Source organism: Xenorhabdus eapokensis (assembly GCF_001908105.1).
The window spans coordinates 1-18539 of the sequence record NZ_MKGQ01000012.1 but is presented as its reverse complement, the minus strand read 5'-3'; the positions used below and the strand labels follow the sequence as shown (position 1 = coordinate 18539).

Annotated in this window: 22 protein-coding genes and 1 tRNA gene; 12 read left to right on the top strand and 11 right to left on the bottom strand. The window is 43.2% G+C overall.

Annotated elements, in window-relative coordinates:
* Nucleotides 1-32 precede the first annotated feature (32 nt).
* On the top strand, nucleotides 33-596 hold the full coding sequence (locus tag Xedl_RS10190; protein WP_074023601.1) for a YqgE/AlgH family protein: 564 nt from the start codon (nucleotides 33-35) through the stop codon (nucleotides 594-596).
* Entirely contained in the window at nucleotides 596-1018 is a 423-nt protein-coding gene (ruvX, locus tag Xedl_RS10185; RefSeq protein WP_074023600.1) for a Holliday junction resolvase RuvX, read from the top strand. The genes Xedl_RS10190 and ruvX overlap by 1 nt, the downstream gene beginning before the upstream one ends.
* 87 nt (nucleotides 1019-1105) lie before the next feature.
* Here ruvX and Xedl_RS10180 read toward each other — a convergent pair whose 3' ends face one another.
* Nucleotides 1106-2137, bottom strand: coding sequence for a type IV pilus twitching motility protein PilT (locus tag Xedl_RS10180; protein WP_074023599.1), 1032 nt, complete (start codon nucleotides 2135-2137; stop codon nucleotides 1106-1108).
* Between the two features lie 22 nt (nucleotides 2138-2159).
* Here Xedl_RS10180 and Xedl_RS10175 point away from each other — a divergent pair, with 22 nt between their 5' ends.
* The 5 genes from Xedl_RS10175 (at nucleotide 2160) to hemW (ending at nucleotide 6120) form a co-directional block, all read left to right on the top strand.
* Nucleotides 2160-2855 carry a YggS family pyridoxal phosphate-dependent enzyme gene (locus Xedl_RS10175; RefSeq protein WP_074023598.1) on the top strand — a complete coding sequence of 232 codons (696 nt, stop codon included), beginning with the start codon at nucleotides 2160-2162 and terminating at the stop codon, nucleotides 2853-2855.
* A gap of 65 nt (nucleotides 2856-2920) precedes the next feature.
* Nucleotides 2921-3742: a pyrroline-5-carboxylate reductase gene (proC, locus tag Xedl_RS10170; protein ID WP_074023597.1), complete on the top strand. Its 822-nt coding sequence runs from the start codon at nucleotides 2921-2923 to the stop codon at nucleotides 3740-3742.
* Nucleotides 3743-3774: 32 nt separating this feature from the next.
* On the top strand, nucleotides 3775-4338 hold the full coding sequence (locus Xedl_RS10165) for a YggT family protein (protein ID WP_074023596.1): 564 nt from the start codon (nucleotides 3775-3777) through the stop codon (nucleotides 4336-4338).
* A gap of 65 nt (nucleotides 4339-4403) precedes the next feature.
* Nucleotides 4404-4997 carry an XTP/dITP diphosphatase gene (locus Xedl_RS10160; protein WP_074023663.1) on the top strand — a complete coding sequence of 198 codons (594 nt, stop codon included), beginning with the start codon at nucleotides 4404-4406 and terminating at the stop codon, nucleotides 4995-4997.
* Nucleotides 4990-6120 (top strand): radical SAM family heme chaperone HemW, encoded by a 1131-nt coding sequence (gene hemW, locus Xedl_RS10155; protein ID WP_074023595.1) that lies wholly within the window; start codon nucleotides 4990-4992, stop codon nucleotides 6118-6120. Before Xedl_RS10160 ends, hemW begins: the two co-directional genes overlap by 8 nt.
* 43 nt (nucleotides 6121-6163) lie before the next feature.
* Here hemW and Xedl_RS10150 read toward each other — a convergent pair whose 3' ends face one another.
* Both Xedl_RS10150 and Xedl_RS10145 read right to left on the bottom strand, forming a co-directional pair.
* The gene (locus tag Xedl_RS10150) at nucleotides 6164-6715 is read right to left on the bottom strand and encodes a LeuD/DmdB family oxidoreductase small subunit (protein ID WP_074023594.1); all 552 of its coding nucleotides are present in this window, start codon (nucleotides 6713-6715) and stop codon (nucleotides 6164-6166) included.
* Nucleotides 6712-8010, bottom strand: a complete 1299-nt coding sequence (locus tag Xedl_RS10145; protein ID WP_074023593.1) for a 3-isopropylmalate dehydratase large subunit — start codon at nucleotides 8008-8010, stop codon at nucleotides 6712-6714. Before Xedl_RS10145 ends, Xedl_RS10150 begins: the two co-directional genes overlap by 4 nt.
* Before the next feature lie 223 nt (nucleotides 8011-8233).
* Between Xedl_RS10145 and Xedl_RS10140 the strand changes: the two genes are divergently transcribed.
* Complete coding sequence (locus Xedl_RS10140) at nucleotides 8234-9151, top strand: LysR family transcriptional regulator (protein ID WP_074023592.1); 918 nt, start codon at nucleotides 8234-8236, stop codon at nucleotides 9149-9151.
* Nucleotides 9152-9239: 88 nt separating this feature from the next.
* Here the strand turns inward: Xedl_RS10140 and Xedl_RS10135 are convergent, their stop codons facing one another.
* The 7 genes from Xedl_RS10135 to trmB all read right to left on the bottom strand — a co-directional run bounded on the left by Xedl_RS10135 (nucleotide 9240) and on the right by trmB (nucleotide 14677).
* A complete protein-coding gene (locus Xedl_RS10135) occupies nucleotides 9240-10019 on the bottom strand; it encodes an L-threonylcarbamoyladenylate synthase (protein ID WP_074023591.1) in 780 nt (259 codons plus the stop codon).
* Nucleotides 10020-10059: 40 nt separating this feature from the next.
* Nucleotides 10060-10545 (bottom strand): YbhB/YbcL family Raf kinase inhibitor-like protein, encoded by a 486-nt coding sequence (locus tag Xedl_RS10130; RefSeq protein WP_143187416.1) that lies wholly within the window; start codon nucleotides 10543-10545, stop codon nucleotides 10060-10062.
* A 220-nt stretch (nucleotides 10546-10765) separates the two neighbouring features.
* On the bottom strand, nucleotides 10766-11710 hold the full coding sequence (locus Xedl_RS10125; RefSeq protein WP_074023589.1) for a siderophore ABC transporter substrate-binding protein: 945 nt from the start codon (nucleotides 11708-11710) through the stop codon (nucleotides 10766-10768).
* Nucleotides 11711-11839: 129 nt separating this feature from the next.
* On the bottom strand, nucleotides 11840-12577 hold the full coding sequence (locus tag Xedl_RS10120) for a DUF2884 family protein (protein ID WP_074023588.1): 738 nt from the start codon (nucleotides 12575-12577) through the stop codon (nucleotides 11840-11842).
* Between the two features lie 36 nt (nucleotides 12578-12613).
* A complete protein-coding gene (gene glsB, locus Xedl_RS10115) occupies nucleotides 12614-13540 on the bottom strand; it encodes a glutaminase B (protein WP_422645888.1) in 927 nt (308 codons plus the stop codon).
* Nucleotides 13541-13631: 91 nt separating this feature from the next.
* Nucleotides 13632-13958: a YggL family protein gene (locus Xedl_RS10110; protein WP_074023586.1), complete on the bottom strand. Its 327-nt coding sequence runs from the start codon at nucleotides 13956-13958 to the stop codon at nucleotides 13632-13634.
* Nucleotides 13958-14677, bottom strand: coding sequence for a tRNA (guanosine(46)-N7)-methyltransferase TrmB (trmB, locus tag Xedl_RS10105; protein WP_074023585.1), 720 nt, complete (start codon nucleotides 14675-14677; stop codon nucleotides 13958-13960). The genes Xedl_RS10110 and trmB overlap by 1 nt, the downstream gene beginning before the upstream one ends.
* Nucleotides 14678-14923: 246 nt before the next feature.
* Here trmB and mutY point away from each other — a divergent pair, with 246 nt between their 5' ends.
* The 4 genes from mutY (at nucleotide 14924) to Xedl_RS10085 (ending at nucleotide 17688) form a co-directional block, all read left to right on the top strand.
* The gene (gene mutY / locus Xedl_RS10100; protein WP_074023584.1) at nucleotides 14924-15964 is read left to right on the top strand and encodes an A/G-specific adenine glycosylase; all 1041 of its coding nucleotides are present in this window, start codon (nucleotides 14924-14926) and stop codon (nucleotides 15962-15964) included.
* A gap of 26 nt (nucleotides 15965-15990) precedes the next feature.
* A complete protein-coding gene (locus tag Xedl_RS10095) occupies nucleotides 15991-16263 on the top strand; it encodes an oxidative damage protection protein (RefSeq protein ID WP_047770725.1) in 273 nt (90 codons plus the stop codon).
* Nucleotides 16264-16373: 110 nt separating this feature from the next.
* Nucleotides 16374-17447 (top strand): membrane-bound lytic murein transglycosylase MltC, encoded by a 1074-nt coding sequence (gene mltC / locus Xedl_RS10090; RefSeq protein ID WP_074023583.1) that lies wholly within the window; start codon nucleotides 16374-16376, stop codon nucleotides 17445-17447.
* A gap of 165 nt (nucleotides 17448-17612) precedes the next feature.
* Nucleotides 17613-17688: transfer RNA gene (locus Xedl_RS10085), tRNA-Phe, on the top strand.
* A gap of 218 nt (nucleotides 17689-17906) precedes the next feature.
* Here the strand turns inward: Xedl_RS10085 and Xedl_RS10080 are convergent.
* A complete protein-coding gene (locus Xedl_RS10080) occupies nucleotides 17907-18455 on the bottom strand; it encodes a site-specific integrase (RefSeq protein ID WP_244149692.1) in 549 nt (182 codons plus the stop codon).
* Nucleotides 18456-18539: the final 84 nt, after the last annotated feature.

The following is an 18539-nucleotide window of genomic DNA, read 5'->3' as shown; positions in this document are numbered from 1 at the left end:
CTTATATTGCCAAAATAATTATCAGAAAACACATGAACCTACAGCATCATTTTCTTATTGCCATGCCTTCGCTCTCTGATCCTTATTTCAATCGTTCCGTGGTTTATATCTGCGAACATGATCAAAACGGGGCAATGGGATTAGTTATCAATAAGCCAATAGCCCAAGTTTCTATCCAAAGTATTTTGCAAAAATTAGATATCGTTCCTAAAGATAAAGACAGTACGATAAATCTCAATCGGCCAGTGATGGCTGGCGGCCCTCTGTCTGAGGAGCACGGTTTTATTTTGCATACGCCGCAATCAGGTTTCAGTTCCAGTATTCAGATTTCTGAACACACTATGATCACGACATCCAAGGATGTGCTGGAAGCCCTGGGTACATCACGCCAACCGAAAAATATTTTAATGACCCTTGGATACTCAAGTTGGGAAGCCGGTCAGTTGGAAAGGGAAATTATGGAAAACAGTTGGCTGACTGTCAGCGCTGATCCTTCTATCATTTTTGATATCCCTATTGCTATCCGCTGGCGTGAAGCGGCTTCTTTGCTGGGGGTTAATATTGATAATCTCTCACCACAAGCAGGACACGCCTGATGAAAAACCGTACAATCATTGCTTTTGATTTTGGAACCCGCAGTATTGGGGCTGCCATCGGGCAAGAAATCACAGGTACAGCCAGAACATTAACCTCTTTCAAAGCCAACGAAGGTTCTCCCAATTGGGAACTTATTGGGAAACTACTTAAAGAGTGGCAGCCCGATTTGGTTATTGTTGGTCTGCCTCTCAATATGGATGGCACAGAACAACCTGTTACTGCACAAGCCCGCAAATTCGCCAACCGAATACACGGGCGTTTCGGGGTACAAGTTGAACTGCACGATGAACGATTGACCACGGTGGAAGCACGCTCTCACCTGTTTGATCACGGTGGCTACAAGGCGCTGAATAAAAGTAAGGTTGATGCCACTTCCGCTGTTATTATTCTGGAAAGCTGGTTTGAGCAGCAGTATAACTAACAACAATATCAGTCATATTCGTAATAGCCATACTCATTATTCAGCATGGCTGTTACCCCAAGCTGTTTACCCCAAAAGCTATTTATCTCAAAAAACATTTGCCAGAATGTCCCCCCTTTGCTCTGCCAACAATCCCAACGTGTTACGTTGTTGTCGGCTTTGCTCGTAAGTTTGCATACCGCGAGCAGCACCGGTCTGCATTAATGATGTTATTTGATGATTCTTGCCTTCCCTGATCAAATGACTAACAGCCTGATTGATGACCAAAACTTCATAAATAGCTACCCTACCACCATCTTTAGCGGGAAGCAGTTGTTGAGAAATAACGGCCTTTAAACTTCCAGCCAACTGGCTACAAATCCAACCTTTTTCTTCTGCGGAAAAAACATCAACCAGACGATCTATCGCCTGAATGGCACCACGGGTATGCAGCGTTGACAAAACTAAGTGCCCTGTTTCAGCCGCTGTCAAAGCCAACCTGATCGTTTCCTTATCCCGTAATTCTCCCAGCAGGATCACATCTGGATCCTGGCGTAATGCTCCTTTCAATGCCGTTTGATAATCCTCAACATCCTTACCAATCTGCCTTTGCTGTATCAAACAGTTTCGGCTTTGGTGAACAAATTCTATTGGATCTTCCAGCGTAATGATGTGCTTACAAGCATGGCTATTCAAAGCATTAATCATAGCTGACAGCGTAGTTGACTTACCGCTTCCCGTCGCTCCTGTCACTAATATCAATCCACTCATTTCCTGCAAAATAAGATGCTGGATGATGTCAGGCGCATAGAGTTGCTCCAGTGTCGGGCATTTATTTTCAATCAATCGCAATACCAATGATAAATGAGATTGTTGATAAAACAGATTTCCCCTGAGCCGCTGTTTATCCGGCATCGTTACCACAAAATCAACATGACCGTGCTTTTGTAACTGCTGTTTCTGTACATCTGATAATATTTCCTCACTCCACGTTATAAGAGTATGGGATTGAATTTCCTCATATTGTCTCTGTGGATATAACACACCATTAATACGCAAAACCGGAACTTGCCCGACACAAAGATGCAGATCGGAAGCATTATGCTTTACACTAAGGGACACCCATTTTTCCATATTCATTTTTTTATCTCCTGAGTCAATTATGAACAATATCGAACAAAATCTTCACGATGTCAGGAACCGCATGACACTTGCAGCGCAAAAATGCGGACGTTCTCCAGAAGAAATTACTTTGCTTGCAGTCAGTAAAACCAAACCTGTGGATGCCATCGCAAAAGCTATAGCCAATGGCCAGCGGGAATTTGGTGAGAATTATGTGCAGGAAGGGGTTGAAAAGATCCAACACTTTATTAACCGTGATGATTTAGTGTGGCACTTTATTGGCCCATTACAATCTAATAAAAGTCGTTTGGTTGCCGAAAATTTTGATTGGTGTCATACCGTTGATAGGGCAAAAATTGCCCAACGTTTAAGCGAGCAACGTCCTGAAAATATGTCGCCTCTTAATATTCTGATCCAGATTAATATCAGTGGAGAAGAGAGCAAATCAGGCATTTTATTGGAAGAGTTAACTGAGTTGGTTGCAACTATTGATGGGTTACCTAATCTGGTATTGCGCGGATTGATGGCAATACCGGCACCGGAAAGCAACTTTGAACGCCAAATAGCCATTTTTCGCCAAATGGAACAAGCATTGATTGAGCTAAAAGCACAATATCCCCAAGTTGATACACTATCAATGGGTATGACGGATGATATGGAAGCCGCCATTGCTTGTGGTTCTACACTCGTTAGGATTGGAACGGCAATATTCGGTGCCCGTCAGTACAATTCTTAATATAGAAAATGAAAATCACCTGATTCAATAGCTAAAATTAACTGATTAATAAACGAGATTATCCAATGGAAAATCGTAAAATCACCTTTATTGGCGCAGGAAATATGGCTCATGCCATCGTTGCCGGCTTAATCATAAAAGGTTATCCTGCCGAACTTATCACTGTCTGTTCTCCAACGACCACCCGCCGTGATGTTCTGGCAAAAGAGTATGGCATTAATAGTCAAGGCGATAATATTCGTTACGCACAAGAAGCTGATGTTATCGTTCTGGCGGTTAAACCGCAAATGATGGCGGAAGTTTGTACATCACTGCATTCGCACGTCGATTTCAGTGAAAAACTGGTTATTTCTATCGCTGCTGGCATTCCCATTTCCCGTTTTTACACGCTCTTGCAGGATAATCTCAATATTATCCGCATCATGCCAAATACCCCTTCGCTGGTAGGTCAGGGAATGAGTGGATTGTTTGCGCCTGAGCATATTGGGCAAGCTGATCGCGAGTTTGCGGCATCGTTGATGAGCAGCGTCGGGAAAGTCTGCTGGGTAAATGATGAAAACGGTATCAACGATATCATCGCTATCGCAGGCAGTGCCCCTGCTTATTTCTTCCTGTTCATGGAATCAATGCAACAAGAAGCGGAACGTCTGGGATTTGACAGCGAAACGGCCAGAGAACTTGTCCTGCAAGCCGCCATAGGTTCAGCTAAACTTGCTGAAACGCAAAAAGATCTTCCTTTTGCTATCCTGCGGGAGCAGGTAACATCTAAAGGCGGTACAACGGCTGAAGCATTGCGCATTTTTTATGAAGGCAAGCTGCCTGAAATCGTATCCAATGCCATGCAAGGAGCCATCCGCCGCGCACAGGAAATGGAAAAATTATTTTAATTCAATTGGTTTAATTCAATCAGGGCTGCTACATGCAATTCTTAAACATCGTCTTCTTCACCGTTCTGGATTTATATATTGCCGTTTTACTGCTACGTGTCTGGATGCAGTGGGTACGTTGTGATTTTTATAATCCATTCTCACAATTTATCGTTAAAATTACCCAACCTGTGGTGCGCCCATTACGCAGAGTCATTCCTGCCGTTGGACCCATTGATACCGCGTCCGTGCTTCTCTCCTACCTGCTGATTATTATCAAGATCTTGTTGCCGATATGGTTAGCCACAGGGCAATTTCTGGTTCCTTCTGGTGCCATATTCTTGTTTAGCGTGATTGAGTTACTGACCGCTGCCGGCAAGCTCGTATTCTGGTTAGTGATCGCTCGCGCGTTATTAAGCTGGATCAGCCAAGGGCGCAACCCTGTGGATTATGTCCTGATTCAATTAACTGAACCACTAATGGCACCTATCCGCCGTATTATCCCTTCTATGGGCGGTCTTGATTTCTCTGCCATGATTGTCATTCTTATCCTCTACGCACTGAATGCCCTGCGCTACGATGTAATGGGGTGGCTGGCTTCAATGTTCACAGGTTAATGAGATAAACAGATCAATTAGATACGTAGATTAGTTGGATATATAGGTTAATAAAATAAATGGCAATGCAAAAAGTTGTTCTCGCCACGGGAAATGCAGGTAAGGTACGTGAATTGGCTGATTTATTAGCTGATTTTGGCTTAGATATCGTGGCTCAGACCGAATTAGGTGTGGATTCAGCCGATGAAACAGGTCTTACTTTTATTGAAAACGCAATCATCAAAGCCCGCCATGCCGCAGCAGTGACGGGTTTCCCTGCGATTGCCGATGATTCAGGATTATCGGTTGATGCATTAGGTGGCGCACCAGGCATTTATTCCGCTCGCTATGCCGGCAGTGATGCCTCTGATCAGGAAAATCTGGAAAAGTTATTGCAAGTCATGCGCGATATCCCTGATGAACAGCGTCAGGCTCAATTCAATTGTGTACTGGTCTTCTTACGCCATGCAGAAGACCCCACCCCTCTGGTATTTCACGGTCGCTGGTCAGGCATGATTATCCGTGAACCGGCTGGAAAAGGCGGTTTTGGTTATGATCCCGTTTTTTATGCCCCTGAATTTAACTGTACAGCCGCCGAGCTCACTCGTGAGCAAAAAAATGCCGTTTCACACCGTGGGAAAGCATTAGCAATGTTATTGGAAGCCATGCGTAATGCTTAAATTACCACCTCTGAGTCTTTATATTCATATTCCGTGGTGCGTGCAGAAATGCCCTTATTGTGACTTTAATTCACATGCCTTAAAAGGGGATGTACCGCATCAGGAATATGTTGATCATCTATTGGCAGATTTGCATGCGGATCGGCCAATGATTGGTGATCGTGAGGTATCAACGATTTTTATCGGTGGCGGAACGCCCAGCCTGTTAAGCGCTGAAGGGATGCAACGATTGCTTGATGGCGTCAGGGCCTCACTGCCACTCTCTCCGCAAGCAGAGATTACGATGGAGGCCAACCCAGGAACCGTTGAAGCCGATCGTTTCAGTGCTTATCAGCAAGCGGGAATCAATCGCATTTCCATCGGCATACAAAGTTTTGGTTCAGATAAACTTATCCGTTTAGGGCGTATCCACGGTCCAGAAGAGGCCAAACGGGCAGCAAAATTGGCTGACCGGCTTGGGTTACGCAGTTTCAATCTGGATTTGATGCATGGCCTGCCTAACCAAACACTCAATGAAGCATTGAATGATTTACGTCAGGCTATCGAGTTATCGCCCCCCCACCTGTCCTGGTATCAACTAACAATTGAGCCCAATACCAGTTTTGGCTCTCGCCCTCCGGTCTTACCGGATGATGATGCATTATGGGATATTTTTTCCCAAGGCCATCAATTACTGACAGAAGCGGGTTATCAACAATATGAAACTTCGGCCTATGCCAAACCCGGTTATCAATGCCAGCATAATCTCAATTACTGGCGTTTCGGTGATTATTTGGGGATTGGTTGCGGCGCACATGGCAAGATTTCATTTGCAGATGGCCGTATTCTCCGTACCGTGAAAACCAAACATCCACGCGGTTATATGCAAGGGCGTTATTTGGATCAACAAAATCAGGTGGATAATGAAGATCGCCCATTTGAATTTTTCATGAACCGTTTCCGCTTGCTGGAATCAATGCCACGCCAGGATTTCAGTGATTTCACCGGATTGCCGGAAAATGTCATTCGTCCACAAATTGACGAGGCATTGGCGAAAGGCTATATCACTGAAAGCGATACACACTGGCAAATCACCAGGCACGGAAAACTGTTCCTGAATTCCTTACTGGAGCTGTTTCTTTAGGAAAAAAACTGCACCTTAAAATTCAGGGTGCAGTTTTTTCATATTATTTAATTCGGCCTGAAGCACGGGCGTAAGAAAATAGCCCACCAGCAGATACGATATTGGCAAGTTCACCAATCGGATCAGTGCGATATTTTTCCCCATCTTTCAGCAGAATGACGGTCTGGTTTTCAATATCAATCTCAATACTGTCTCCCGTGACTAATTTGTCACACAAGCGCTCCTGGGCGGCAACGGGCAATAACTGTCCGGTTGAGACACAATTTCGAAAGAATATACGGGCATAAGATTGAGCAAGCACCGCTTTCACTCCTGAAGCACCTAAGGCTGCCACAGCATGTTCACGCGAAGATCCACAGCCAAAATTTTGTCCTGCGACAATAATCGGATATTTCGCTTTTCCCTTGCTTTCATCAATAAAAGGCAGTGAACCTTCCGGTAATCCGCACATCGCCAGCGAAGCCAGTTGAGCATATCCTTCAGGAGTGGAAGGATTGACCTTGAGATATTCGGCTGAAAGAATCTGGTCAGTATCAATATTATCGGTCAATACATAAACCTCACCCCGAATGATATTTTCCTTTAACTCACTCATAAAAACTCCTCAGGATTTGTTATTTGACCAGTAATAGCCGCCGCGGCAACAGAATAAGGGGAAGCAAGATAAATATTGGCACGTTTATGCCCCATTCTGCCGACAAAATTGCGATTGGTGGTGGATATGACTGATATTGGATCATTGACGCGGCCAAATGTGTCAGGCGGGCCACCACAACAAGCGGCACACCCTGATTCAGAAGAAAGTTTCACTCCCGCATCGCTTAAAATTTGGTAGACAGAAACGCCATCAATTTGGGTGGTAATCGTCCGATGGAAAACTTCTTTTGTTGCAGGTACTGCAAAAGTTGGAATTGTCACTTTATGCCCTTTGATAACGCGGGCTGCCGCAACAAAATCCTCCAGCTTACCCCCCGTACAAGAACCAATATATGCCTGAGAAATGGCGACATTGGCTACCTGATCAATGGAAACAACATTATCGGGAGAATGGGGTTTGGCAATTTTTGGTTGCATCGTGGAAACATCAATATTTAACACACGGCTATATTGAGCATCTTCATCAGGGTAGACAATTTCAAACGGGAGATTATTTCTTTCTGCCAAATAATCCAGGGTTGCCTGATTGGGAACCATAATGCCGTTTTTAGCCCCACACTCAACGACCATATTGCAAATCGTCATGCGCTCTTCTACCGATAACTCATCAATAACGTTACCCCCAAACTCTATCGCCTGATAGGTCGCACCATCGACAGTTAATTCTGATAATACAGATAAAATCATATCTTTAGCCAAAACATGGGCTGGCTTGATTCCGGTAAAATTGACCCGAATGGTTGTTGGTACTTTAAGGGGAATTTCTCCCGTACCCAATGCATAAGCTGCGTCAGTAATCCCTAACCCAATGGCAAATGCACCAAAAGCACCTGCGGTCACAGTATGAGAATCTGTGCCCAGTAACACTTCACCCGGACGAATATGTCCTCCCTCGGCAAGGCCTATATGGCACACACCTTTATAATTGGGCGTCCCAACATCATAAAAATATTTTATGTTCTGTTCAGCGGCAAATTCACGCATCACCCGAATATTCTGGTTAGCTTGTGAGTCAGCCGAATAGACAAAATGGTCTGGAATTAAAATAAAGCGTTCAGGATCCCATATCTTTGCCTCTTGCCCAAACTCCTTTTTAAATACGCTGGCTACACCTGGCGTACAGGGGTCGTGAGACATCAGAATATCCACTTTCGCCCAAACCACTTCACCCGGAGTGACTTGTGCACGCCCACTTGCCCGTGCAAGAATTTTTTGTGTAATAGTTTGGCTCATCTCACATTGCCCTCCGAAAGATAAAAACAGACTCAATAGAGTGTCATCCTAACAAGATTACGACTCTTTAACGTAGGGAAATACCATCATATGGTTCACTGTTTCCATTATGGGACAGTTGTCCACAAAATGGGAAATTCTTACCCATTGAATCTGACATATCACTATAGGATATGTGATATGTTATAGGCTGGTTCCTACGAGTAAATCATCAGGTTATTGCATGAATAATATTGAGAATCTTACCTCAATGGTGGTCTTTGCCCGTGTCGTAGAGACGCTGAGTTTTACCGAAGCAGCAAGATCGTTAAGGCTATCCAAGTCTTCTGTCAGCCGCGAGATTGCACAATTAGAAGTAAGATTAGGCACCCAATTACTCAACCGCACGACACGTAAAATTCAAGTAACAGAAGTCGGGATGAGTTATTACCAATACTGCCATCGGATCCTCACCGAAGCCCAACATGCTGAACATTTTATACGTAATTTCCATGAAGAACCGATGGGAAGTTTACGCTTGATTGCGCCAGTATCCTTTGGCAGCCAATGTATTGTTCCTGCCCTGAATCACTTTATCGCCGGAAATATTCATATCAGTGTTGATTTGGAACTGACCGACAGAACAATTAATATGGAAGAAGACCAGTGCGATATTGCGATCATCATAGGGCGTGAAACACCACAATATCCACTGGTTATGCCTTTAATTGATATCACCTGGGGACTTTACGCAACCCCAGACTATATAAATCAATTAGCGCCAATCGAGAAACCCGAAGATCTTCCTCGTTACGATTATCTGCTATTTCGTGGCCCTGCGCATACTATTTCCCTGCCATTCCGTAAGGAAAGAAATAAGCTGGATATTGAAGTGCGCAGCCGATTTCGCATCAATAACAGTGTGGCGTTAATGAGTTCCGCCCTGTCAGGGGCTGGTATTGCCTATCTCCCCGATTATGTTACCCATGAAGCCGTGGCAGAAAGGAAATTAGTCCGGCTTCTCCCAGAATGGAACATGGATATTTATCAGGCGTGGATACTGTTTAAATCCGAAAATACACTATCTTCGCGTGTACAACAGTTTGCCAGCTCTTTGCAACGCAGGCTAAGACAAGATTTGGAGAAAGGAAAAAAAGCGTAACTACAGCTATCAATGCGGGTACAACAATACCCGCCAAAGATATTATCTGCCAGAGGTATCAATAGCCATTACTCTTAATCAACAATAATTAATAGTAATTGCCGTGACGGTAATCCCAGGTAGTGAAAATGTCGGACATTATCGCCATGATTTTATGTACATCCAACCCTTTGCGGATTAATACCGGACATGGGGTAATATCGCGTTGCCCCTGTTGCAATGGAACTAATTGACCATTTTCATTGACCATTGAAACCATCACACCTTGTTCATAACGAGTTTGCTCAGTTTCATTTGGCTGAATAGATTTGACATAGTCATTAGCGCAGATAATCAAATCAGCCCGCTCTTCTATCCGCTCACCGATACATTCAACCAACCCGCGATTGCCCTGACCTGATGGGTTAGCTGAGCTGGCAAAAGAGAACTTGCCATATTTTTCCCACAGTTCTTTTGCCAGAATTTCACCGGGTTTGCCAAATTTAATGACGAAACAGCTCGTACCACGTTGATCCATCATCAGTTCTTTAGAACCATCATCTGGAATACGGGCTATTGCTTCTTCTTTCCACGGCAAGATACAACCTAACAGTACGTCTTCATCCCAATGTCTTTGATAAAGTTCTTCAATTTCCGCGTTAAGCTGAGCCAACTCTTTCAATTGTTCCAAAGAACCACATAAAACAACACCTGGCTTGTTACGATTACGCTGCTTAGCCTCAAATTTGCGCTCCAGACCTTGCGCATCAGATGTCATGATAATGTAGCCAACTTTGGTTGGGCAGACGATCATGCCTCCGTCATTAGCGAGGATTTCTACCGCTTCCGGCTGTAACCCATAGTTCCATTGAATTTTTTTGCTGCTCATATTGATACCCCTTACTGGAAACGGAAGAATTATTAATCGGTTAACGCTGGTAGTAGCTGGTAATAGAAGCTGTTGCCAAGGTATTGGCCTGGATCATAAAACGCGCAACGGCATTTGTTGTTTCAGCATCAATTCCCAGTTTCTCTACCGATAAGGCATGTACAGTGAAAATATAACGATGGGCTTTATCGCCCACGGGTGGGCAGGGACCACCGAAACCAAACAGGCCATAATCATTTCTGCTCTGAATTGTACCGGTTGGTAATTTGCTACCGCCACTTTGCCCTGCATTGGCAGGTAAGGACTGTGTTACAACGGGAATATCAAAAGCGACCCAGTGCCAGAAGCCACTACCCGTTGGTGCATCAGGATCATAGACAGTAATTGCAAAACTTTTGGTTCCGGCTGGTGCGTCCGCCCAGGCAAGTTCGGGGGAACGGTTATCACCATTGCCATCAAATTGATTAAATTCATGCTCTTTTTTCAAGAAATCATTATTCTTAAATTCAGTTGAACTAATAATCATGCTTATGTCCCCCATTGGATGCCTTTTGAAATATCCTAACGTAGATTTTCTGTACCGCAAGGCCAAACCATCATTTTGCTTGATTGTTTCAATTTAGGAATAATAAGTGAGTTGCGGCGATAAATAGAGAATAGAATTACCCCGAAATCTCACTATTCAGATCTCAGGGTAAAGGCAGAAAAAAGGAATTTTAATTTTGCGAAATTACAATATTAAGAAATTACAAGGCATCAGCCACTGCATTTACTTGTCGCGCCATACTGTCTAAACCACCACCAGACAAGTACCAAAGGTCAGACTGCAAGTACACTATCTTATCGTTTTTATAGGCATTAGTTGATTTGACTTGATCACTTTCAAATTGATCTTTGTCCAACTTACCTGCACCAATTGCTTCACTACGGTCGATAATAAAAATCACATCAGGGTTTGCTTGCGCAATCATCTCCGCTGTCACAGTGCGGCTTTTATCTTTGTCTGATTTAGCTGGCAATACTGCACGAGACGCTTTGATGACGTTGTAAACGATAGCTTGATTATTGGGATATAACTCACCTGCATTATGCAGTAATACCAATACCTTACTGTTTGCTGCTTTTGCTTTTTCCTGAGCGGATGCAATCGTTTTTTCTAAATGAGCCGATTGAGTTTTAACATCACCTTGCTTATTAAATAACTCACCTAATAATTTAAGATTATTATCAACGGATGGCAGGTAGTTTTTATTGTCCGTGCTTAAATTAATGGTAGGCGCTATTTGTGACAGGCGATCATAAAAAGCCCCCTGACGTCCGGTAATGACAATCAAATCTGGTTTTATTTCCGCCAATTTTTCCAAGTTCGGCTCTTTCATTCCTCCGGCATTGTGCATAGTTGCAGGTACACTATTACGCACATAATCAGGCAAGTTATCGATAGGTAAAGCAACCACGCGATCAGACAATCCCAGTTTCGCCATTGAATCGTAAGTACCGAAATCGAATAAAACCACCCGTTTGGGATTCTTTTTAACCTGGGTTTCGCCGGAAAGATGTTTTACCGTGGCATAATCACCAGACTGAGCGGTTACAGAATTTGGCATAAATAATTCTGGCGATTGGCTGAATGCAGAGTAACTGGTAACAGAAAGCAGTGATGCAATAACAATTGGCAAGATTTTTTTCATTAGTTACACCTAAATTAAGTCTATTAATAAGAGCTGACTTGCATTCTAGGTAGCAACGTTAATATGTCAACAAAATAAGAATCAATTTCATATTGATTCTTATTTGCTTCAATGGGAGGCAGCCTATTTTTACTTAATAGCATCCATAAGACTAGTGCGCTGTTGTTCTAATTGACTGGCTTTGCTACATACTTCCGCTTTCAAGCGCTTCAACTCTTGTTCCTGCTTTTTCCATTCTGCATCAAAACCATTTTGCATACCGCCTAACCCACCAAGAAGAGATAATAACATCTGCTTACCGTCACCATTTTGCTCACTATTTTTACGGCTCATTTCGTTAATACTATCCTGCAAAATACCACCAAGGCTCTGTTCGATGAGTTTTCGGCCTTCAGGTTCTACCTGTTTGACTGCCTTGGCATTAAAAGCAAAACCATTAGTACGGGTTTCAATCACTCTATCAATCTGTTTAATGAGACCAGATTCCAATTGAGATAAACGGGTACGAATATGACTTTCTTTGCCTATTGTTTCGACCACCACTTTGTCCAGTGACTGGCGTGCATTCGTCAAATGATTTAGCGCTTCTTTCTTAACCCAAGGCAAATCCTGGCGGAGCGTCTGTTGATATTGCTGGGCTTTGCTACGTTGCTCCGTACTTAGCGATAACGCCTTACCCTCTCTGGTTATGGAGCCATCAGGCAATATTTTTAGGTTTCCACTCGCACCGGTAATCTGGACAGAATTTGGCGTGACAATAATGTCATCATTAAGTGTCGCATGACATTCAGAATTCGCCTGTGCCTGAGTGACAACGAATTGAGACGTAAATAATAATGATGCAGCAATCGTGATCCTGCGTAGCATACATTCTCCTGATTTTTAAGGTTAAACTCAGACAGATTAAAAGATAGAGCGTCCAATACGTCCTGCTAATTTTTCCAGTGCTGCACAACCTGCTAATGAGTTACCCGATTTATCCAGTTCAGGCGACCATACCGCAGCAGTGAATTCTCCCGGAACCACGCAGATAATGCCACCACCGACACCTGATTTCCCTGGCATACCAATCCTGAAAGCAAACTCGCCAGAACCATCGTACATACCACATGTCAACATCAGCGCATTAATCTGGCGAGTTTGTCGAAGGCTCAAAATTTGTTGGCCGGAACCAATCATACGTCCTTGGTTGGCTAAATAAATAAAACACTGTGCCAATTCAACACAATTCATTTTCAGGGCGCAGTATTGGAAGTATGTTTGCAGAACGGTAATGACATCATTCTCAAAATTATCGAATGATTTCATCAGGTAAGCTATAGCGGCATTGCGGCTGGAATGTTCCATTTCTGAACGGGCAACGATATCGTCATAACAAATACTTTTGTGCCCTGTGAGGCTACGGACAAACTCCAGCATTCGATGTTTAGGTGCACTCAAACGAGATTGCAGCATATCGCAAATGATTAATGCGCCCGCATTAATAAAAGGATTACGGGGAATTCCCTTTTCCAGCTCCAACTGTACCAATGAGTTAAACGGCTGCCCTGAAGGTTCTGTCCCCACCCGTTGCCAGATATCCTCTTCCTTATAACGTGTCATCGCCAATGTCAGGCTCAACACCTTAGAAATGGATTGGATAGAGAAGCGTTTTTCTGCATCTCCCGCTTTAAAAACCTGCCCATCGACAGTACAAATGGCCATCGCCAAATTGTTTGCCGGAACTTCCGCCAAAGCAGGAATGTAATCTGCTACTCTTCCTTTACCAATCAAAGGGCGTACTTCTTCTAGAATATCTGCCAACAACGAATTAGAGAACCTTACCTTCACCACTTTTTCTCCAGACAAACAGGGGCTCCTAATGAGCCCCTGCATATAGCGCTATTTTTACGTAATACGCTTTTTCTTATGCAACAGCGAATCAATCCCACCACACATCAAACAATTCTGATGTGATAACGTCTTCCATACCGCGATCTTTCAACCAACGCTCAATCAATTGGCGATGTTCTTCCGTACATTTGCCAATTTTTTGCAGGCAGACAATACCTTCCCATTGCAAATAACCGCTGGCATCCAGAGCAAGACCATTTGGCTCGATCAGTTCTTCAATCAAGGCATCAACTGTGCTATCGACAACCTCAACGGAGGTATCTGCCGGAAAATTCCACTTTACTGAAAAACCCAACTCCTGAAACTCGTCAATACGCAATTTTTTACGCAGACGACGACTACGGTTTTTAGCCATTATTTTACCCTCTCAAACATTAGATCCCATACACCATGACCTAACCGCTGACCACGTGTCTCAAATTTTGTGACCGGGCGCGACTTAGGACGTGGCACATAATCACCATTTTCCGATAAGTTGTGATACCCTTCGGCTGAACTCATCACCTCCAGCATATGCTCTGCATATGGCTGCCAGTCGGTCGCCATATGGAAGACACCACCGATTTTCAGCTTACTTTTAATTAATTGGGCGAATTCAGGCTGCACAATTCTACGCTTGTTATGGCGCGCTTTATGCCACGGGTCAGGGAAGAAAAGTTGAACCATTGCCAAACTCTGATCGGGGATCATGTTGTTTAATACTTCAATAGCGTCATGGCACATCACTCGCAGGTTACTGAGATTTTCATCTTCTGCGGATGCCAAACAAGCCCCAACGCCCGGTGCATGAACTTCGATTCCCAAAAAGTTTCTCTCTGGATTTTCGCTTGCCATTGTGACCAATGATGCGCCCATACCAAAACCGATTTCCAACACAACAGGTGCTTCGCGTCCAAAGATCTCTTCCATATTGGACAATTCTGTCTGATAGTCCACTCCCATCTTTGGCCACACATTATCAAGTGCTTGTTGCTGGCGACTCGTTAACCGCCCCTGCCGACGCACAAAACTGCGGACACGGCGCAACGCCCTGCCATTTTCATCATATTCCGGTGAAATTACATTATTTATCATGGTACTTTTTGTCAGTTTCTAAAGACATTTTTTTTCAGGCGTCTGGGACTTTATGTACCGCAGGATTGCCCAAAGAGAGCGCAATTATGCAAAGATGGCTGAGTTTATCAAGTTCAGTGTCCATAAGCACAACTTTAATGCTATGTTGCGTAATGCTTCGAAACAAAGTTCGGGTTTACACTGCGGTTACACTATGTTGCAATCCCGCTCACAAAACAATTACCAGATATCAAGACAATTATTCTAATGATGGAAGCTGAGCAATTTTCACAAGTGGTACTTGAGTGGTATCACCGCTACGGCCGCAAAACCCTGCCGTGGCAGTTAGAAAAAACATCCTATCACGTCTGGCTTTCAGAGGTGATGCTGCAACAAACTCAAGTTGCAACAGTCATTCCTTATTTCCAAAAATTTATTGCACGTTTTCCCGATGTTACCTCTTTGGCCGCAGCCCCTTTGGACGAAGTTCTGCATTTGTGGACTGGCCTGGGATATTACGCACGTGCCCGTAACTTACATAAAGCCGCACAACAGATTGAGACATTACACAAGGGTAAATTTCCGACAACCTTTGATGATGTTGTTGCCCTGCCCGGTGTCGGGCGTTCAACGGCTGGAGCCATTCTCTCACTGTCCCAAGGCAAGCATTTCCCTATCCTTGATGGTAACGTGAAGCGGGTTTTAGCTCGCTGCTACACTGTTGAGGGCTGGCCGGGCAAAAAAGAGGTTGAAAATCAGTTATGGGATATCAGCACGCGCGTAACTCCCAAGCAAGGTGTCGAATATTTTAATCAGGCGATGATGGACTTGGGCGCTATGGTCTGCACCCGCAGCAAACCAAAATGTGAGATTTGTCCATTGAATACGGGCTGTATCGCTTACGCCAATCATAGTTGGGCAAACTATCCGGGAAAAAAACCTAAACAAAGTATTCCTGAAAAAACAGCCTACTTTTTATTAATGCAACATGGCGATATGGTTTGGCTGGAGCAGCGCCCACTTTCTGGTATTTGGGGGGGATTGTTTGCTTTCCCGCAATTTACTGATCAAGTATCACTGGAACAATGGCTGAAAAACTCAGGCATCTCTCACAGCAAACTTGAACAACTGACAGCATTTCGCCATACATTCAGCCATTTTCATTTAGATATCGTTCCTATTAAAATCGATATTTTAACTTTTGATTCCTGCATGGATGAAAGTAAGGGACTTTGGTATAACTTACGTCAGCCGGCAACTATTGGATTGGCAGCTCCCGTTGAGTACCTTTTGCAACAATTGGGTTAAGCTGCCCACTATTTTGAGGATTAATTATGAGCAGAACTATTTTTTGCACTTTTTTACAACGAGAAGCGGAAGGTCAAGATTTTCAGCTCTATCCAGGGGAATTAGGCAAGCGTATTTTCAATGAAATTTCAAAAGAAGCCTGGCAACAATGGATGAGCAAACAAACCATGCTGATTAATGAAAAAAAACTCAATACCATGAATCCAGAAGATCGCAAACTGCTTGAACAAGAGATGGTAAAATTCCTGTTTGAAGGACATGATATTAAAATCGACGGTTATACACCTCCGGAACAATAATATTACTACGCTATTCGTATAGATTGGCATAATAGGAGCCATTTTGTGTGGCTCTAATCATAGACGAACCCTCAATATCCAACAGCATTAATATCCAACGGCATTGTAAAATGAAAAGACTGCTGGCCTTGATCCTCCTTGTTCCACTTCTAATTTCCTGTTCTGGCAAAAAAGACGGTGAATATAATGAAGAATATATAAAAGACACCAATGGATTCGATATTTTGATGGGGCAATTTGCCCACGATATTGAAAATATTTGGGGTTTGCAGGAAGTATTAATCGCAGGCCCAAAAGATTACGTTAAATATACAGATCAATATAAAACCCGCAGCCATATCAATTTTGAGACGGGAAACATTACGATTGAAACCATTTCCCCAATTGAACCCGCTGAACATTTACGCAAAGCGATTGTTACGACCTTGCTGATGGGAGATGACCCTGGAACGATTGATCTTTATTCCGACGCCAACGATATCCAGATCAGCAAAGAACCCTTTCTATATGGACAAGTTCTGGATAACACTGGTGAACCTATTCGCTGGGAATGGCGCGCACGTCATTTTGCCAATTATCTGATCCAGAATAAATTGCAAAAACGTCAATCGGGATTACACATCATTTGGTCAGTCACTATACAGTTGGTTCCTAACCATCTGGATAAACGCGCCCATAAATATCTTCCTATTGTTCGCAAAGCATCCATAAAATATGGAGTTGATGAATCTCTCATCCTTGCCATCATGCAAACTGAATCCAGTTTTAACCCTTATGCCGTCAGCCGCTCTGATGCCCTGGGGCTTATGCAAGTAATGCAACACACCGCTGGACGAGATGTTTTCAAGATGCAAGGAAAATCAGGCCAGCCTAGCCGTAATTATCTCTTCGATCCTGAGAACAACATTGATGCCGGCACCGCTTACCTATCAATATTGCAAAATGCATACTTAGGGGAAATCAAAAACGCAACTTCACGTCGATATGCTGTTATCACGGCTTACAATGGCGGTGCAGGCAGTGTATTACGCGTATTTTCCAATGATAAAAAGAAAGCGGTTCAAATCATCAACTCAATGGAACCTGGTGATATTTATGCAACCCTGACCAATAAACACCCTGCTGCTGAATCACGTCGTTATTTGATAAAAGTGAACAATGCACAGAAAAGCTATCGCAGATAGTTGGTAACCAATTAGCTAAGCGCAGAGAAATAACAGATGGAGAGGCGATCCCCTCTTCATTTTGTTTAGATTTATAGCTTATTGTGTGAATTAAAAGCACATAAATAAATTTATGCAGAAAGTGTTTGACGGATTAGGCTGAATACGGTTTAATGCGCCCCGTTAGCCCGGATAGCTCAGTCGGTAGAGCAGGGGATTGAAAATCCCCGTGTCGGTGGTTCGATTCCGCCTCCGGGCACCAAATTTCCTAGCCTGAACGTTGAAAGCGAGAAACTCAACGAGCAGTAAAATTTCTGGAAACTGGATTCCAATCATGCTTAGTTGGTAGTTGAACGCATGGTTGAATGTAAGTTCCAAAGAAGAGTACCTGTTGCATGAGGTGCTCTTCTTCTCGTTTGTTTTTATACATAGAGTTGAGCGATTCGTCAACTCTATGTAAATTTTTTTTAATTTTTCTGCCTACCTCATCACAGTCAAGCGTTTATGTTCCCCACCTAACCCCATACTTAAGTAAGTAGATAATTCATTTTCTAGCATGTGCAAAGTATTATGGATATCTTGGCCTATATACTCCATCGTAGAAGACAAACTTCGATGCCCCAACACATTCTTTGTCAAATGCATGTTACGTTCAGGACTACGCATTAATGTGGTTGCTAACGTATGACGAAAACGGTGTGGGCTAACTGGAAAGCCACATTCCGTAGAGAAACGCCGAAAAAATGATTTCATAGGTTGGCTATCAATCATTTTTTCTCTATCTACTTCTCTATCTGATAGTCGATGTACATTGAAAAATATATCATTAGGCGTAGCCCCTCTTAATATCATTTCATTTAGCAAATTTTGCAATAATGGTTTCAGCGGGCTTAATAAGGCTACTTGGTATTCACAATGGTTTTTACTACTTTCGCTTCGTAAGAAAATGGCATTTTCTTCAAAATCAATATCTTTTATTCGAATATGAACTAATTGATTTAAACGCATACCCGTTAAATAAGCTTTCAAAATAGTAGATCACTTGGAGGGAACTCAGTCCAATTTTTGCGATCTGATTAATCGCCAAATCAAAAAAAATCCCAAAATGGACTG

Excerpts from the sequence above, each read along its gene's own strand:
- Xedl_RS10190 (WP_074023601.1), top strand. The coding sequence starts at position 33 with ATGAACCTACAGCATCATTTTCTTATTGCCATGCCTTCGCTCTCTGAT.
- ruvX (WP_074023600.1), top strand. The coding sequence starts at position 596 with ATGAAAAACCGTACAATCATTGCTTTTGATTTTGGAACCCGCAGTATT.
- Xedl_RS10180 (WP_074023599.1), bottom strand. The coding sequence starts at position 2,137 with ATGAATATGGAAAAATGGGTGTCCCTTAGTGTAAAGCATAATGCTTCC.
- Xedl_RS10175 (WP_074023598.1), top strand. The coding sequence starts at position 2,160 with ATGAACAATATCGAACAAAATCTTCACGATGTCAGGAACCGCATGACA.
- proC (WP_074023597.1), top strand. The coding sequence starts at position 2,921 with ATGGAAAATCGTAAAATCACCTTTATTGGCGCAGGAAATATGGCTCAT.
- Xedl_RS10165 (WP_074023596.1), top strand. The coding sequence starts at position 3,775 with ATGCAATTCTTAAACATCGTCTTCTTCACCGTTCTGGATTTATATATT.
- Xedl_RS10160 (WP_074023663.1), top strand. The coding sequence starts at position 4,404 with ATGCAAAAAGTTGTTCTCGCCACGGGAAATGCAGGTAAGGTACGTGAA.
- hemW (WP_074023595.1), top strand. The coding sequence starts at position 4,990 with ATGCTTAAATTACCACCTCTGAGTCTTTATATTCATATTCCGTGGTGC.
- Xedl_RS10150 (WP_074023594.1), bottom strand. The coding sequence starts at position 6,715 with ATGAGTGAGTTAAAGGAAAATATCATTCGGGGTGAGGTTTATGTATTG.
- Xedl_RS10145 (WP_074023593.1), bottom strand. The coding sequence starts at position 8,010 with ATGAGCCAAACTATTACACAAAAAATTCTTGCACGGGCAAGTGGGCGT.
- Xedl_RS10140 (WP_074023592.1), top strand. The coding sequence starts at position 8,234 with ATGAATAATATTGAGAATCTTACCTCAATGGTGGTCTTTGCCCGTGTC.
- Xedl_RS10135 (WP_074023591.1), bottom strand. The coding sequence starts at position 10,019 with ATGAGCAGCAAAAAAATTCAATGGAACTATGGGTTACAGCCGGAAGCG.
- Xedl_RS10130 (WP_143187416.1), bottom strand. The coding sequence starts at position 10,545 with ATGATTATTAGTTCAACTGAATTTAAGAATAATGATTTCTTGAAAAAA.
- Xedl_RS10125 (WP_074023589.1), bottom strand. The coding sequence starts at position 11,710 with ATGAAAAAAATCTTGCCAATTGTTATTGCATCACTGCTTTCTGTTACC.
- Xedl_RS10120 (WP_074023588.1), bottom strand. The coding sequence starts at position 12,577 with ATGCTACGCAGGATCACGATTGCTGCATCATTATTATTTACGTCTCAA.
- Xedl_RS10110 (WP_074023586.1), bottom strand. The coding sequence starts at position 13,958 with ATGGCTAAAAACCGTAGTCGTCGTCTGCGTAAAAAATTGCGTATTGAC.
- trmB (WP_074023585.1), bottom strand. The coding sequence starts at position 14,677 with ATGATAAATAATGTAATTTCACCGGAATATGATGAAAATGGCAGGGCG.
- mutY (WP_074023584.1), top strand. The coding sequence starts at position 14,924 with ATGATGGAAGCTGAGCAATTTTCACAAGTGGTACTTGAGTGGTATCAC.
- Xedl_RS10095 (WP_047770725.1), top strand. The coding sequence starts at position 15,991 with ATGAGCAGAACTATTTTTTGCACTTTTTTACAACGAGAAGCGGAAGGT.
- mltC (WP_074023583.1), top strand. The coding sequence starts at position 16,374 with ATGAAAAGACTGCTGGCCTTGATCCTCCTTGTTCCACTTCTAATTTCC.